This window comes from Bradyrhizobium sp. SZCCHNRI20481, from assembly GCF_032485055.1.
Classification (GTDB): domain Bacteria; phylum Pseudomonadota; class Alphaproteobacteria; order Rhizobiales; family Xanthobacteraceae; genus Bradyrhizobium.
In genome coordinates this window covers 1-15,202 of sequence record NZ_JAUEUE010000030.1, presented here as the reverse complement: position 1 = coordinate 15,202, position 15,202 = coordinate 1, and the positions used below count along the sequence as shown (strand labels likewise).

The 15,202-nt window shown below is 65.6% G+C and carries 13 protein-coding genes; 6 read left to right on the top strand and 7 right to left on the bottom strand.

The annotated features are described in order from the left end of the window. Positions 1-87: 87 nt before the first annotated feature. From QX132_RS32670 to QX132_RS32660, 3 genes are all read left to right on the top strand, one after another. Entirely contained in the window at positions 88-1,311 is a 1,224-nt protein-coding gene (locus QX132_RS32670) for an ABC transporter substrate-binding protein (RefSeq protein ID WP_315813429.1), read from the top strand. A gap of 249 nt (positions 1,312-1,560) precedes the next feature. Continuing rightward, positions 1,561-2,784, top strand: coding sequence for an ABC transporter substrate-binding protein (locus QX132_RS32665; protein WP_316163838.1), 1,224 nt, complete (start codon positions 1,561-1,563; stop codon positions 2,782-2,784). A 28-nt stretch (positions 2,785-2,812) separates the two neighbouring features. Next, complete coding sequence (locus tag QX132_RS32660; protein ID WP_316163837.1) at positions 2,813-4,093, top strand: glycerate kinase; 1,281 nt, start codon at positions 2,813-2,815, stop codon at positions 4,091-4,093. Positions 4,094-4,111: 18 nt separating this feature from the next. On the opposite strand, the gene QX132_RS32655 is transcribed toward QX132_RS32660, so the two are convergent. Next, complete coding sequence (locus QX132_RS32655; protein WP_315734713.1) at positions 4,112-4,618, bottom strand: MarR family winged helix-turn-helix transcriptional regulator; 507 nt, start codon at positions 4,616-4,618, stop codon at positions 4,112-4,114. Between the two features lie 197 nt (positions 4,619-4,815). Between QX132_RS32655 and QX132_RS32650 the strand changes: the two genes are divergently transcribed. From QX132_RS32650 to QX132_RS32640, 3 genes are read left to right on the top strand one after another with little or no spacing between them, the layout of a single operon-like run. Further along, positions 4,816-5,856, top strand: a complete 1,041-nt coding sequence (locus QX132_RS32650; RefSeq protein WP_315734716.1) for a branched-chain amino acid ABC transporter permease — start codon at positions 4,816-4,818, stop codon at positions 5,854-5,856. 3 nt (positions 5,857-5,859) lie between these two features. Beyond that, entirely contained in the window at positions 5,860-7,629 is a 1,770-nt protein-coding gene (locus QX132_RS32645; protein ID WP_315797096.1) for a branched-chain amino acid ABC transporter ATP-binding protein/permease, read from the top strand. Further along, positions 7,626-8,351 (top strand): ABC transporter ATP-binding protein, encoded by a 726-nt coding sequence (locus QX132_RS32640; protein WP_315753527.1) that lies wholly within the window; start codon positions 7,626-7,628, stop codon positions 8,349-8,351. The genes QX132_RS32645 and QX132_RS32640 overlap by 4 nt, the downstream gene beginning before the upstream one ends. 29 nt (positions 8,352-8,380) lie before the next feature. Here QX132_RS32640 and QX132_RS32635 read toward each other — a convergent pair whose 3' ends face one another. The 6 genes from QX132_RS32635 to QX132_RS32610 all read right to left on the bottom strand — a co-directional run bounded on the left by QX132_RS32635 (position 8,381) and on the right by QX132_RS32610 (position 14,804). Continuing rightward, positions 8,381-9,187, bottom strand: a complete 807-nt coding sequence (locus tag QX132_RS32635) for a shikimate dehydrogenase (protein ID WP_315734722.1) — start codon at positions 9,185-9,187, stop codon at positions 8,381-8,383. Positions 9,188-9,289: 102 nt separating this feature from the next. After that, positions 9,290-10,435, bottom strand: a complete 1,146-nt coding sequence (locus QX132_RS32630; RefSeq protein ID WP_316163836.1) for an ABC transporter substrate-binding protein — start codon at positions 10,433-10,435, stop codon at positions 9,290-9,292. Positions 10,436-10,647: 212 nt separating this feature from the next. Beyond that, positions 10,648-11,067: a thioesterase family protein gene (locus QX132_RS32625; protein ID WP_315753531.1), complete on the bottom strand. Its 420-nt coding sequence runs from the start codon at positions 11,065-11,067 to the stop codon at positions 10,648-10,650. Positions 11,068-11,307: 240 nt separating this feature from the next. Further along, positions 11,308-12,072, bottom strand: a complete 765-nt coding sequence (locus QX132_RS32620; protein ID WP_316163835.1) for an SDR family NAD(P)-dependent oxidoreductase — start codon at positions 12,070-12,072, stop codon at positions 11,308-11,310. Between the two features lie 25 nt (positions 12,073-12,097). After that, on the bottom strand, positions 12,098-13,999 hold the full coding sequence (locus tag QX132_RS32615) for a feruloyl-CoA synthase (RefSeq protein WP_316163834.1): 1,902 nt from the start codon (positions 13,997-13,999) through the stop codon (positions 12,098-12,100). A gap of 1 nt (position 14,000) precedes the next feature. Continuing rightward, positions 14,001-14,804, bottom strand: coding sequence for a crotonase/enoyl-CoA hydratase family protein (locus QX132_RS32610; protein ID WP_315772634.1), 804 nt, complete (start codon positions 14,802-14,804; stop codon positions 14,001-14,003). Between the last annotated feature and the right edge of the window lie 398 nt (positions 14,805-15,202).

Sequence of the window (15,202 nt, the reverse complement as noted above, 5' to 3'; positions counted from 1 at the left end):
CAGCTCTGCTATAGTTCCGGGCGTAACAAGAGCCTCCATCAAGGCGGCCGCGACACGTCAACCAAACCAACACGGGAGAAACGCACCATGATGATCACGCGAAGGGCCGCCCTCGCCTCGGCCGCCGCCATCGTCCTCGCCTCGAGCTCCGCAATCGCCGCCGACAAGAAGTACGACACCGGCGCCTCCGACACCGAGATCAGGATCGGCAACATCATGCCCTATAGCGGGCCGGCCTCGGCCTACGGCATCATCGGCAAGACGGAAGCGGCCTACTTCAAGAAGATCAACGCCGAGGGAGGCATCAACGGTCGCAAGATCAACTTCATCTCTTATGACGACGCCTATTCGCCGCCGAAGACGGTCGAACAGGCACGCAAGCTGGTCGAGAGCGATGAGGTGCTGTTCATCTTCAATTCGCTGGGCACGCCGCCGAACTCGGCAATCCACAAATACATGAACTCGAAGAAGGTCCCGCAGCTGTTCGTCGCCACCGGCGCCACCAAGTGGAACGACCCGAAGGATTTCCCCTGGACCATGGGCTGGCAGCCCAACTACCAGAGCGAATCCCGAATCTACGCAAAATATCTGCTGAAGGAAAAGCCGGACGCCAAGATCGCTGTGCTGTATCAGAACGATGATTACGGCAAGGACTATCTGAAAGGGCTGAAGGACGGGCTTGGCGCCAAGGCCGCCTCAATGATCGTGATGGAGGAGAGCTACGAGACCGCCGAACCCTCGATCGACAATCACATTGTCAAACTCAAGTCCACGGGCGCCGACGTATTCGTGAACATCACCACGCCGAAATTTGCGGCGCAGGCAATCAAGAAGGTCAAGGAAATCGACTGGAAGACGCTGCATATCCTCAACAACGTCTCCGCCTCCGTCGGCAGCGTCCTGAAGCCGGCTGGCTATGAGAATTCGCAGGACATCATCTCGGCGGCCTATCTGAAGGACGTCTCCGATCCGCAATGGAAGGACGATGCCGGGATGAAGCAATTCCTCGACTTCATGTCCAAGGATTTTCCCGATGGCGACAAGCTCGACGGCGGAACGGTCGTCGGCTACAGCGTCGCGCAGACGCTGGTCCAAGTGCTGAAGCAGTGCGGCGACAACCTCACCCGCGAGAACGTCATGAAGCAGGCCGCATCCCTGCGCAACTTCCGCACCGAGATGCTGCTGCCTGGCATCACGATCAACACCTCGGCGACCGACTTCGCACCCGTCAGCCAGTTGCAGCTGATGCGCTTCAAGGGCGAGAAGTGGGAGCTGTTCGGCGACGTGATCTCCGCCGACGTCGGCGGCTAACGACGGAACGCAGTTGAAACCGCCTCCTGCGGCCTCCCGCCGCAGGCGGCGCTCTCTCCAAGCATCTTTGCTGTCTTTGCCAAGAATTTCTTAAGCTAGGAGTTGAAAGAGAGGCGGTCATGCAGCGGCGGCGGTTACGCCGAGCGCGCGGCTGCGCTATGGGGACTCGTCCGGAGTGAAACGAGTCGCCCGCCTTGCGGGCGGATCCAACAACAAGGCCAAGCTCCAAGGCCGAGAAGGAGTCCCCACGTGACCACTGCCCTCACCCGCCGCACCGTCTCCAGCATGCTCGGTCTCGCCCTGGCCGGCGCAGTTGCCGGCAGCGCCCATGCCGACAAGAAATACGACACCGGCGCGAGCGACACCGAGATCAAGATCGGCAATATCGTGCCCTATAGCGGCCCGGCGTCGGCCTATGGCTCGGTCGGCAAGGCGATGACGGCCGTGTTCAAGAAGGTCAATGACGACGGCGGCATCAACGGCCGCAAGATCAACTTCATCTCCTACGACGACGCCTATTCGCCGCCGAAGACGGTCGAGCAGGCGCGCAAGCTCGTCGAGAGCGACGAGGTGCTGTTCCTGTTCGGCGTGCTCGGAACCGCGCCCAATACGGCGATCCAGAAATATCTCAACTCCAAGAAGGTGCCGCAGCTGTTCGTCGCGACCGGCGCCACCAAGTGGAATGAGCCCAAGACATTTCCATGGACCATGGGCTGGCTGCCGAGCTACCAGTCCGAGGCGCGCATCTACGCGAAGTATCTCACCGCGCAGCAGCCCGCCGGCAAGATCGCCGTGCTCTACCAGAACGACGACATGGGCAAGGACTACCTGAAGGGCCTCAAGGACGGGCTCGGTGATGCGTCGCGCCTGGTGCTGGAAGAGAGCTACGAAATCGCCGAACCCACGGTTGAATCGCACATCGTCAAGATGAAGTCGGCCAACCCCGACATCGTCGTGCTGTTCACCACGCCGAAGTCCGGAGCGCAGGCGATCAAGAAGCTCGGCGAGATGAACTGGAAGCCGCTGACCATCATCTCGAACGTCAGTGCCTCCACCGCGGCCGTGATGCGGCCGGCCGGCGTCGAGAACTCGCAAGGGGTGATCTCGGCGGCCTATGCCAAGGACGCGTCCGATCCGCAATGGGCCAACGACCCGGGCCTCGGCGCGTTCAGAGAGCTGCTCGCCAAATATCTGCCGGAAATCAACCCCGTGGATTCGTCGGCGCTGACCGGCTACAACATCGCCACCACGATGGTCGAGGTGCTGAAGCGATGCGGCGACGAATTGACTCGCGCAAATGTCATGAAACAGGCGGCAAGCCTGAAGCAGTTTGCGCAAGGCGGGCTGCTGCCCGGCATCACGCTGACCACGGGTCCCGACGATTTCCAGCCGATCGAGCAGCTGCAGCTGATGCAGTTCAAGGGCGAGCGGTGGCAGCTGTTCGGCGAGGTGATGAGCGGCGAGCTCAAATAGGCTCTGCACGTCAGACGGGCGGCGCCGCATGACCAGCCGCCGTCCGCTGTTGCGCGCCGTTTTCGATGCCGCGGTCGCCGCGGCCCATCCCGACGTGGTGCTTCCGGCGCATCTGCCGGCGGCACCCCGGGGGCGGATCATCTGCCTCGCCGCAGGCAAGGGCGCCGCGGCCATGGCGGTGGCCGCCGAGCGGCATTACCTGGACACGCTCGGGTTCGATCCGGCGAGGCTGACCGGAATTGCGACCACCCGTCACGGTCATGGCGTGCCGACCCGGCGGGTCAAGGTGATCGAAGCCGGCCACCCGATGCCGGACGAGGCCGGGCTGAAAGCGGCAGACGACACGTTGCAGCTGGCGGCGACGGCCGAAGCCGACGACCTGATGCTGGTGCTGATCTCCGGCGGCGGCTCCGCCAACTGGATTGCGCCGGCCCATGGCGTGAGCTTCGCGCAAAAGCAGCAGCTGACCCGCGCACTGCTGCGCTCGGGCGCCCCGATCGGCGAAATGAACACGGTCCGCAAGCATCTGTCGCGCATCAAGGGCGGACGCCTGGCGCGGGCCGGGCAGAAGGCCGAGATCGTGACGCTGGCGATCTCTGACGTGCCGCATGACGATCCCTCGGCCATCGCATCGGGGCCGACGGTGCCGGATCCGACCACGCTGGCCGATGCCCGCGCGATCGTTGCGAAGTACAAGCTCGAGGTCGACCCGGCGATCGCCCGGGCGCTCGATGATGACGCCAACGAGAGCTGCAAGCCCGGCGATGCCGCCTTTGCCCGCGCCTCGTTCGAGCTGATCGCGCGCCCCGCCAGCTCGCTCGCGGCGGCCGTGGCCAGCGTCAAGGCCGCGGGCTACGACGTGCTCGATCTCGGCGCCGACCTCGAAGGTGAGGCGCGCGAGGTCGCGACCGATCACGCCAAGCTGGCGCGGGAGGCCCGCGCGCTCGGCCGCCGCATGGCGATCATCTCCGGTGGCGAGCTCACCGTGACGGTGCGCGGCCAGGGCCGCGGCGGCCCGAACCAGGAATATGCGCTCGCGCTCGCCGACCTGCTCAAGGACATGGAGGGCGTCGCGGCGCTCGCCGGCGACACCGACGGCGCCGATGGCGGCGGCGGCAGCGCCTCCGATCCGGCCGGTGCGCTCGTTGATGCCGAGGTCATCGCCGCGATGCGGGCGCAGGGGCTCGATCCGCAGGCCTATCTCGCCAACAACGACGCCACCACATTTTTCGCCGCGACCGGTGGCCTGCTGCAAACGGGACCGACGCTCACCAACGTCAACGACGTCAGGGTCATCCTGGTCGATTGAGGGGCGCGACTGCGTCCTTCAGAACTCCTCCGCGATCTTGGTCAGCATCGCCAGCAGCGCCTCGCGCCCATCCGGTCCGAGCAGCTCGTTGAGCCGCGCCTCGTGCTTCGACACCACCAGCTTCTTGGCGCGGGCCAGCACGGCGCGGCCCTTCTCGGTCAGCATCAGGATGTGCGAGCGCCGGTCGTTGGCCGAACGCACCCGCGCACACAGGTCGCGGCTCTCCAGGCTGTCCAGCAAGGACACGAAGTTGGGCCGCAGGATGCCCAGGGTGTTGGCGATCTCGGTCTGGTTCCGGCCCGGATTGGCGTCGAGCAGCAGCAGCACCGAGAACTGGGCCGGCGTCAGTTGCAGCGGCGCGACGCAGCGCAGGAAGTCCTCGAACACCTTCAACTGCGCCCGTTTCAGCACATAGCCAAGCAGATCCGACAGCTCGCCGAGCTGGACCGCTTGCGTCTCCTCGACGGCTACGGCAGCTTCCTTCCGGCCTTCCCTCTTGCCGACGGGCTTGGCGCTATCGGCCATCACGATCCGCCGAATTCATCACAGTGGCTTCCATCCCCGGTCCCGAATGCCGCAGCCGGAACAGCGGCCTTGAGATTATAATCGATAATTGTTATCCACTATATCAAACACGGGCAGCCGAATTCAACTGCCCAAGACCGGTGGATGGCGCAGGGCGCCGGCCGCGCCCGGTCACCACAGAGGGGGAGCGTCCTGTCTTGAACACAACGATCTTGCTGTTCCTGTTGCAGGACGGCATTACCAATGGCGCGATCTACGCGCTGCTCGGGCTGGCGCTCGTGCTGGTGTTTGCCGTCACCCGGGTGATCCTGATCCCGCAGGGCGAATTCGTCACCTACGGCGCCCTCACCTATGCCTCGCTCGCGGCCGGCCGCACGCCGGGGACCGCGAAGCTTGCCGTCGTGATCGGCCTGGTGGCCTTTGCCTTCGACCTCTATGCGATGCGCAAGACGCTGCACATGCCGAAGATCCTTCGCACCTTCGGCCTCAACGTCGCCTTCCCGGTGGTCGTCATGCTCGCCACGATGTGGGCCGCCGATCAGCGCATGCCGGCCGGCGTCAGCCTCGTACTGTCGCTGCTGATCGTCGCCAGCATCGGCCTGTCGTTGTATCGGATCGTGTTCCAGCCGCTCGCCCACACCTCGGTGCTGGTGCTGCTGATCGCCTCGGTCGGCGTGCATCTGGCGCTGCAGGGCCTTGGCCTGCTGTTCTTCGGCGCCGAGGGCCAGCGCGGCCCGACGCTGCTCACGGCCAGCGCCACGCTCGGCTCGCTGCGCTTCACCGGCCAGGGCATGGCGGTCTATGGCATCACCGTCGCCTTCATCGTCGGCCTCTGGCTGTTCTTCGGCCTGACCCTTTACGGCAAGGCGCTGCGCGCCACCGCCGTCAACCGGCTCGGCGCCCGCCTCGTCGGCATCCGCACCACGCTCTCCGGCCAGATCGCGTTCCTCCTGGCCTCCACCATCGGCGCGCTCTCGGGCATCCTGATCGTCCCGATCACGACGCTCTATTACGACACCGGCTTCCTGATCGGCCTCAAAGGCTTCATCGCCGCGATCATCGGCGGCCTGATCAGCTATCCCTTGACCGCGGTCGCCGCGCTGGTGGTCGGCATCGTCGAGGCATTCTCCTCGTTCTATGCCTCGAACTTCAAGGAAGTGATCGTCTTCACGCTGCTGATCCCGGTTCTGCTGCTGCGTTCGCTCGCCGCGCCCGCGGTCGAAGAAGAGAAGGATTGAGCCGTGCGCGAGCGTTGGCCTCTCATCGTCTTTGCCGTCCTCGTCGCGGCGATTCCGTTCATCCCGGGCATGCCGCCGTTCTGGATCGTGCTGCTCGACAATATCGGCCTGTCGGCGCTGGTCGCGATGGGGCTGGTGCTGCTGACCGGCGTTGGCGGTCTGACCTCGTTCGGCCAGGCGGCCTTCGTCGGCTTCGGCGCCTACACGACCGCCGTGCTGTCGGCGCAGTATGGCATCTCGCCCTGGCTGACCTTGCCGCTGTCGCTGCTGGTCTCCGGCCTCGCCGCAGTGCTGCTCGGCCTCGTCACGGTCAGGCTGTCCGGCCACTATCTGCCGCTCGGCACGCTCGCCTGGGGCCTTGGCCTGTACTACCTGTTCAGCAAGCTCGCCTTCCTCGGCCGCAATGACGGCATTTCCGGCATCCCGCCGCTGTCGATCGGCAGCCTCAAGATGCTCGATCCCGGCACGATCTATTTCGCGATCTGGGCTGCCGTGCTGATCTCCGCGCTGCTGACGATGAACCTGCTGGACTCCCGCACCGGCCGCGCCATCCGCGCGCTGCGCCGGGGTCACATCGCAGCGGAAGCGTTCGGCGTCTACGCGCCTCGCGCCAAGCTCCTGGTGTTCATCTACGCGGCCGTCCTGGCCGGCCTCTCGGGCTGGCTCTATGCGCACTTCACCCGCGCGGTGAACCCGACGCCGTTCGGCGCCCAGGCCGGCATCGAATATCTGTTCGTGGCCGTCGTCGGCGGCGCCGGCTATGTCTGGGGCGGCGTGCTGGGCGCAGCGATCGTCGTGGTGCTGAAGGAGGTGCTGCAAAGCTATCTCCCGCTGCTGCTGCATGGCGAGGGCCAGCTCGAGACCATCGTGTTCGGCATCCTCCTCGTCACGCTTCTCCAGCTTGCGCCGACCGGCCTGTGGCCGTGGCTGACGGCGCGGCTGCCGTTCAAGCCTGTTGCCAAGCAGCCGGACACGTCGGTCAAACTGCCGGCGCGGGAGCGATCTGCGACGACTCCAAACGTACTGTTGCAGGTCGACAACGCGCGCAAGCAGTTCGGCGGCGTGGTCGCGGTCAACAACGTCTCGTTCGACGTCCAGGCCCGCGAAATCGTGGCGCTGATCGGTCCCAACGGCGCCGGCAAGAGCACGACCTTCAACCTGATCACCGGCGTGCTGCCGCCGACCTCCGGCAACATCGCGGTGCTCGGCAAGGCCGTCGGCAACGCCCCGCCGCAGGACGTCGTCAAGCTCGGCATTTCCCGCACCTTCCAGCACGTCAAGCTGGTGCCGGACATGACGGTGCTGGAGAACGTCGCGATCGGCGCGCATCTGCGCGGCCACTCCGGCGCGCTCTCCAGCATGTTCCGGCTCGACCGCGGCGACGAAGCCAAGCTGCTCGCCGAGGCCGCGCGCCAGATCGAGCGCGTCGGGCTCGGTGACCAGATGCACCAGCTTGCTGGCTCGTTGTCGCTGGGCCAGCAGCGCATCGTCGAGATCGCCCGCGCGCTGTGCGTCGATCCGATGCTGCTGCTGCTCGACGAGCCGGCCGCCGGCCTGCGCCATATGGAGAAGCAGCGCCTCGGCGCGCTGCTGCGCGACCTCCGCGCCGGCGGCATGTCGGTGCTGCTGGTCGAACACGACATGGGATTTGTCATGGACCTCGCCGACCGCATCGTGGTGCTCGATTTCGGCACCAAGATCGCGGAGGGCACACCAGCCGCGATCAAGACCAATCCCGAGGTCATCAAGGCGTATCTCGGAGCCACCGCATGAGCACCTTGCTGGAAGTCACCGACGCCCATGTCTCCTATGGCAAGGTCGAGGCGGTCCGCTCGGTCTCGCTCACCGTGGCCGAGAACGAGATCGTCACCATCATCGGCGCCAACGGCGCCGGCAAGACCACCTTGCTCAGCGCCATCATGGGCGTGTTTCCGCTGAAGGGCCGCGTCGCGTTCCTCGGCGAGGACATGGCCCGGCTGGAGATCGAGGACCGCGTCGCGCGCGGTCTCTGTCTGGTGCCGGAGCATCGCGAGCTGTTCGCCACCATGAACGTCGAGGATAATCTGCAGCTCGGCGCTTTCAGAATGTCGAAGGCGCACGCCGCACGCGGCTTCGAGCACGTCTACACGCTGTTTCCGAAGCTGAAGGAACGGCGCAAGCAGCTCGCCGGCACGCTCTCCGGCGGCGAGCAGCAGATGCTGGCGATGGGCCGCGCGCTGATGGGCGCGCCGAAGATGCTGATGCTGGACGAGCCGAGCCTTGGCCTGGCGCCGATCATCGTCGCCGGCATCTTCGAGATCGTCGCCAAGCTGCGCCAGGAAGGCGTCTCGGTGCTGCTGGTCGAGCAGAACGCCAAGGCCGCGCTGCAGGTCGCCGACCGCGCCTATGTGATGGAGCTCGGCGAGTTCGTGCTCAACGGCAAGGCCAGCGAGATCGCCACCGACGAGCGGGTGGCGGCGAGCTATCTCGGCTTTGCCGAGACGGCCGCGAGCTGAGCCTGATGTCGATGGGGTGAGGCGCTGCTTCAGGAGGGCGCCTCCTTCGACAGCAGGAAATCGACCATCACGCGCTCCAGCGCCCGGTACATGTCGGTGCCGGTCGCCGTCAGGCAGCCGCGCTGGCGCGCAGCGGCGATGAAGGGCGAGACCTCGGGCCGGGTGATGACACAGCCGCAATAGGCCGACGGGCTGACGGTCGTCATATCGACCGGCAGAGGATCGCCGGGCTGCATGCCTGCCGGCGTGGCGTTGGCAACCATGTCGAAGCCTGTTGCGTTCATCGAGCCGACAACGGCGCGGCCTTTGCCCCGCTCGTTGAGGCGCGCGATCAGCACATCGCGGCGTCCGGCATCGCTGTCGTGAATGGCAAGCTCGCGCACGCCGGAATCGATCAGTGCGAGCGCAATCGCCGAGCCGGCACCACCCGCGCCGATTTGCAGGGCACGCGCACCATTGGGATCAAATCCCCCAGCTTTCGCAGCACCGACAAAGCCGAGACCGTCGACCATGTCGCCATGCCAGCCGCCGTCCGGGCTGCGGCGCATCAGATTGACGGCGCCGATGAAACGCGCGCGCTCGGTCGCGGTTGCACAGGCGCGATAGCATGCGAATTTGTGCGGAATGGTCGCGACGATGCCGTCGAGATTCTTCACGCGGGTCATCGTCGCCAGAAAGTCGGCGAGATCGGCCGGCGCGACTTGCACCGCGACCAGGATCGCATCGCTGCCGCGATCGGCAAAGGCCTGGCTGACGCCGGCCGGCGCGCGCACCTGAGCGATGGGATCGCCGATGATGATGTGCAGCCGGGTGGCTCCAGTGGGCGCAGGGATCATGGCGGGCTTTCCGGCAAAAACTCTAAAAGTCATGGTCCTGATGGCCGAAAGGCCGGCTCACCGAGCCGGCCCTTCCTGATCGAAGCTATGATCCCCGCAAGCTCACTTCGCCGGGACGTATTTTCCGTCCTTCACGGTCAGGATGATGCGGGCGCGGTCGTCGAGGCCGGAGCGATCCTTTTCGGTGAAGTTGTAGACGCCCTGCGAGGCCGCCAGGTCCTTCTCGGTCAGCAGCGCCTGGCGGATGGCCTCGCGAAACTCCTGCGTGCCGGGCTTGGCGATCTTCAGCGCCACCGGAATCACGCGCTTGAGGATCTCGAACGCGTCGAACGAGTGGCCGGCGAACTGGCTGCGGCTGTTCGGGCCATATTTGCCCTCATAGGCCTTGTTGAGCTCCATGCCCGGCTTCTTGGTGAGCGCGCTGTCGTCCTGCGTCTCCGGCGACATCACCGGACCGGACGCCATGATCACACCCTCCGCCGCCTTGCCGGCGATGCGGATGAAGTCCATGCTCGCGGCGCCATGGGTCTGATAGATCAGGCCCTGATAGCCGCGTTCGCGCAACTCGGTCTGCGGCAGCGCCGCCGCGGTGCCGGAAGCGCCGACCAGGATGGCGTCCGGATTGGCGGCAACCAGCTTCAGCACCTGGCCGGTGACCGAAGTATCGGGACGCGCGAACCGCTCCTCATCGGCAATCGTGATGCCCATCGGCACCGCCTGGTTCTTCAGATCGTTGAACCAGAGATCGCCGTAGGAGTCGGAATAGCCGATGTAGCCGACGGTCTTGATGTTGTGCGCCTTCATGTGCTCGTACAGCACCTTGCCCATGATCGGCACCGGCTGCGGCATCACCACCGACCATTTGGTGCGCTCTGGCGTGACCGGGAACGGCGCCAGGCCGAAATGCGGAATGCCGGCTTCATTGGCGACGTTGGAGACCGCGATGGTCGGCGGCGTCAGCGCCGATCCCATGATGATGTCGGCTTTCGACTCCGTCACGAAGCGCCGCGCATTCGTCGTCGCCGTGGTCGGATCGCCGCCGTCGTCGAGCACGATCACCTTGAGCGGCACGCCGCCGATCTCCTTCGGCACGAACTCGAGCGCATTGCGCTCGGGGATGCCGAGCGCCGCGCCCGGCCCCGTCGTGGTCGTGGTGATGCCGATGGTGATCTCGCTGGTCTGCGCCAGCGCCGGCGCTGATGCCAGCATCGCAATGACGCCAGCCGCCGCCAGATAGGCCTTCCTCATAAAATCCTCCCTCAATCTTTTCGGTTCAGCTCGTGATCCGCCGATCCTGTTTGCAGTCCCGCCCCGACAGGGCGTCTTCCATCTCGGCCGGCCGATGCGTGTCCAAACGTGATCATAGCATTGAACACGAGAAGATCACCTCTCACCAGTCGACCAAAGCACGACGACGATTCATCCTTAAGACGGCCGCATGTCGCACCCAATGCCGCGCGTCAGCCCTCGAGAAACTTGGCCCGCATCTCCTCTGGAAAAGGCGCCGATTTCAGCTTGTCCGGGTCAACCGGATCGCGCCCGACCAGCACCCGGGTCTCGAACCCCTCAAGCGCCAGCGCCTCGCCCTTGAACACCTTGTGGGTGACGTCGAACGAGGAGCGCTTGATGCTCTCGATCCGGCTCTCGATCGTGATCCAGTCGCCATAGGTCGAGGGGATGTAGAACTTGGCGCGGGTGTCGACCATGGGGATCCCGACCAGGCCGTAGCGGCGGACGATGTCCTGCTTGGAAAACCCGGCCGCCTCGAACATGACAGAGGTCGCATCGTCGAACATCGCGAAATAGCGCGGGTAGTAGACGATGTTGGCGGGATCGCAGTCGCCCCACTGGATCTGCACGTCGCGGCGGTGAACGAACATCGATTAAGCCTCGCTACGCCAACAACAACGATCGGTAGGGTGGGCAAAGGCGCGACGCGCCGTGCCCACCATTTTCCGGGCCGGTGGGCACGCTGCGCTTTGCCCACCCTACGGCTCTCTCCGTCATTGCGAGCGAAGCGAAGCAATCCAGGGCCGGGTCGGGACTCTGGATTGCTTCCGCCTTCGCCCGATGGGCTTCGGCGGACACGTCGTCGCTACGCTGCTCGCAATGACGGAAAATCACTTCGGCGCCATGCGCAGCGAGCCGTCGAGGCGGACGACCTCGCCGTTCAGATAGGCGTTCTCGACCATGTGCAGCGCAAGTGCTGCGAACTCATCGGCGTGACCGAGGCGGCGAGGGAACGGGATCGCGGCGGCGAGCGAGTCCTGGGCCTCCTGCGGCAGGTTGGCGAGCAGCGGCGTCAGGAACAGGCCGGGCGCAATGGTCAGCACGCGGATGCCGAACTGTGCGAGCTCGCGCGCGATCGGCAGGGTCATGCCGACGATGCCGCCCTTCGAGGCCGAATAGGCGGACTGCCCGATCTGGCCGTCATAGGCCGCGACCGAGGCGGTGTTGATGACGACACCACGCTCGCCGGTCGCCTGCGGCTCCAGCTTGGTCATGCCGTTGGTGACCAGACGCAGCATGTTGAACGAGCCGATCAGGTTGACCTTGATGACCTTCTCGAAATCGGCCAGCGGCATCGGACCGTCGCGGCCGACGACGCGCTTGGCGACGCCGATGCCGGCGCAGTTCACCAGCACGCGCGGCTGCTGGCCGAGCGCCTCGACCGCCTTGGCGACGCCGGCTTCCGCGCCGGCGGCATCGGACACGTCGCAGACCACGGCCACGCCCTTGATCTCGGCGGCGACCTCCTCGGCCAGCTTGGCATTGAGATCGAACACGGCGACCTTGGCGCCTTGCGACGCGAGCTTGCGGGCGGTCGCGGCCCCGAGGCCGGAAGCGCCGCCGGTGACGATGGCGGCCTGATCCTTCAACAACATGTCGTTTCTCCCTTGGATGCGTCGATCAGCCGGCGATGATGATGTCGTCGTCCGGCGTCGCGGCGTAGATGCGTTCGATCAGGTCCTTGCGGTGCTCCAGCACGGCGCGCTGGTTGATCGATCCCTTGTCGGTGACCTCGCCCTTGTCGATCGACAGCGGCACGCCGAGCAGGACGGCGCGCGTGATGCGCGTCGACGAGCCGGTCGCGGTCTGCAGGAATTTTGCGAAGCGCTCACGGAAGGCCTCGATGATCAGCGGATCGGCCGCCGTGGCGGCGAGATCGTCGAACGGCAAGGTCGCGTTGATCAGCCGGCAGCCGTCGGGATCGAGCACGACGATGGCAGCGATCTCGTCGCGGTTGATGCCGGCAATGATCACGTCGCGCGCCAGCGGCGCGCAGGCCGCGACGAAGCGCGCCCGCAACGGGCCGACCGAGACCCAGGTGCCGGACGCCAGCTTGAAGTCCTCGGCGACACGGCCGTCGAAGTCGAAGCCGGCATTGAAGTCGTCGGGATCGACGGGCTTCAGCGCGTCGCCCATCTTGTAGTAGCCTTCGTCATCGAAGGCCGCGGCCGAGACCTCAGGCAGGCGCCAATAGCCCGGCGTCACGTTCGGCCCCTTGGCCCGCACCTCCATCTTGCCGTTGTTGGGCACGAGCTTGGCCTCGTTGCCCGACACCGGCAGGCCGACGTGGCCGGAGCGGCTGGTGCGCGGATTGACCGACATGAAGAACGGTGCGGTCTCGGTCGAGCCGAGGCCCGTCAGCATCGGCACGCGAGTGCCGGTCTCGGCCACCGAGAGCTCATCGAGCTCGTTCCAGACATGCGGCGCCAGCGCGGCGCCGGAGAAGAACATCGCATGCAGCCGCTGGAAGAAGGACTTCCGCAACGCCGCGTCCTCGCGGAAATAGGGCAGCAGCGACTCGTAGCCCTTGGGGACGTTGAAATAGACCGTGGGCGAGATCTCGCGCAGGTTTCGCACGGTCTCCTCGATCCCGCCCGGCACCGGCTTGCCCTGGTCGAGATACATCGAGCCGCCATTGAACAGCGTCAGCCCGATGTTGTGGTTGCCGCCGAAGGTGTGATTCCAGGGCAGCCAGTCGATGATGACGGGCGGCTCGTCCTTCAGGAACGCGAGCGTCTCGCGGATCATCACCTGGTTGGCGCAGATCATGCGCTGGGTGTTGATTACGGCCTTCGGGTTGCCGGTCGAGCCCGAGGTCAGCAGGAACTTCGCTATCGTGTCGGGGCCGATCTTGTCGTGGGCGGCATCGAGGCCTCCGAACAGCGGCGATGCGATCAGATCGGCGAGCATCGTGATCTTGCGGCCCGGCACCGAGCCGAACGACGCCACGATCTCGGTGCCCTCGGGCACGTTGGCGACGAGCGCGTCAGCGAACTTGTCGGCGTCGTCGACGAAGACGAGGCCGGGCGTCAGCAGTTTCATCAGATAAGCGAGCTTGCCATAGTCGCGTGACACCAGCGAATAGGCTGGCGACACCGGGCAGAACGGGACGCCGGCATAGAGCGCGCCGAACGCGACCAGCGCATGGTCGATCGAATTGCCCGACAGGATCATGACCGGCCGGTCCGGCGACAGCCCGCGCGCGAGCAGCCCCGACGCGATGTGCCGGCTCGCCGCCAGCAGCGTGGCATAGGTCAGCTCGCGCCAGCCCTCGGGCCCGACGCGCTCGGCCATGAACACGCGCTCAGGCGTGGCTTTGGCGAAGTGATGCAGCCGGTCGGTGATCCGCTGCGGATAGTCGCCGAGCGGCTGCTTCGGCTGGAGATAGATGGTGCCGTCGTCGCGGCGGTCGACCGTGACGGCCGGGTCGTTGAACGAGATCGCGCGCAACGGATGAACACTGGCGGTGCGCGCCGTGTTGTCCGTTCCTCCCTGTGTGCTTGTTATTGTTTGTGCGGTCATGTCACGTCGGCTTCACTTTTGCGGTCTTGTGATCGAGGAAGGCGCGGATGCGATTTTTGGCCTCCTTGTCGCTCTGCGCGACGGTGGCCATCAGCGATTCCATCAGCAGGCCGGTCTGCGGATTGGCCTCGGCGATCATCGGCAGCGCCTGCAGCACCGCGAAATTCGTCAGCGGCGCGTTGTTCGCGATCTTCGCCGCCAGCTCCATCGCCTTGGTCATCGAGGCACCGGCCTCGACGAGATATTGCGCGAAGCCGTAGGACGAGCCTTCGGTGGCCGAATAGACCCGGCCGGTCAGCATCATGTCCATCATGCGGGCGACGCCGATCAGGCGCGGCAGCCGCACCGAGCCGCCGCCGCCGACGAAGATGCCGCGCTGGCCTTCGGGCAGCGCGAAGTAGGCCGACGGCTCGGCGACACGGATATGCGCGGCGCAGGCGAGCTCGAGGCCGCCGCCGATGACGGCGCCCTTCAGTGCTGCGATCACCGGCACGCGGCAGTACTGGATGCGGTCGAACACACGATGCCACATCTGCGAATGCACCAGGCCCTCGGTCGCGTCACGCTCGCGCAGCTCGGAGAGATCGAGGCCGGAGGAGAAATTGTCGCCGATGCCGTGGATCACGACGCAGCGGACGTCCTCGGGCAGGCTGGTGAAGCAATCGCCGATGGCGAGGATGATGCCGTCATTCAGCGCATTGCGCTTGGCCGGGCGGTTGAGCCCGATCGTCAGGACGGCGCCCTGCTGCTCGATCTGCAGCAGAGACGGATCGCCCGCTGGCGTGGCGGTGTCGGCGTTTCCCATCGCTTGATTGTGTCCTGTTCAGAATAGTTATGTTTTATAACGATCTTCGCGGGAGTCAACAAGCGGCGCCCGACATCATGTTGTGCGATGCAAAAGAACAAGCCGCCGAGGGGCTCGGTCACGCGCAGCATCGTAAGACCCGCCTGCGCGCAAAGGCAAATGACATGATCCGGCGTTCCCGCGGCGAAATCACGCCCGGGGCTTGCTGATCACGTTCACCCTCAAATGCAGAGGGCGCAGGGAAGGCCAGGCGTCGGCTGACGCCTGCGGCCCGCCTGCGAGAAAAAAATGCAGGCGGCAGGTACCACAGGTGCAGCCGGAAAACGCCCGGCCTTCCCTGCGCGATGGTCTTCACGCTTATACGCAGTCTCCCTGGTGCACCGGCTTGTTGGCCACCA

What these genes read in the sequence shown, in the direction of transcription:
- QX132_RS32615 (WP_316163834.1), bottom strand. Translation starts at nt 13,999, where the DNA reads ATGACCGCACAAACAATAACAAGCACACAGGGAGGAACGGACAACACG.
- QX132_RS32625 (WP_315753531.1), bottom strand. Translation starts at nt 11,067, where the DNA reads ATGTTCGTTCACCGCCGCGACGTGCAGATCCAGTGGGGCGACTGCGAT.
- QX132_RS32630 (WP_316163836.1), bottom strand. Translation starts at nt 10,435, where the DNA reads ATGAGGAAGGCCTATCTGGCGGCGGCTGGCGTCATTGCGATGCTGGCA.
- QX132_RS32640 (WP_315753527.1), top strand. Translation starts at nt 7,626, where the DNA reads ATGAGCACCTTGCTGGAAGTCACCGACGCCCATGTCTCCTATGGCAAG.
- QX132_RS32620 (WP_316163835.1), bottom strand. Translation starts at nt 12,072, where the DNA reads ATGTTGTTGAAGGATCAGGCCGCCATCGTCACCGGCGGCGCTTCCGGC.
- QX132_RS32660 (WP_316163837.1), top strand. Translation starts at nt 2,813, where the DNA reads ATGACCAGCCGCCGTCCGCTGTTGCGCGCCGTTTTCGATGCCGCGGTC.
- QX132_RS32670 (WP_315813429.1), top strand. Translation starts at nt 88, where the DNA reads ATGATGATCACGCGAAGGGCCGCCCTCGCCTCGGCCGCCGCCATCGTC.
- QX132_RS32610 (WP_315772634.1), bottom strand. Translation starts at nt 14,804, where the DNA reads ATGGGAAACGCCGACACCGCCACGCCAGCGGGCGATCCGTCTCTGCTG.
- QX132_RS32655 (WP_315734713.1), bottom strand. Translation starts at nt 4,618, where the DNA reads ATGGCCGATAGCGCCAAGCCCGTCGGCAAGAGGGAAGGCCGGAAGGAA.
- QX132_RS32635 (WP_315734722.1), bottom strand. Translation starts at nt 9,187, where the DNA reads ATGATCCCTGCGCCCACTGGAGCCACCCGGCTGCACATCATCATCGGC.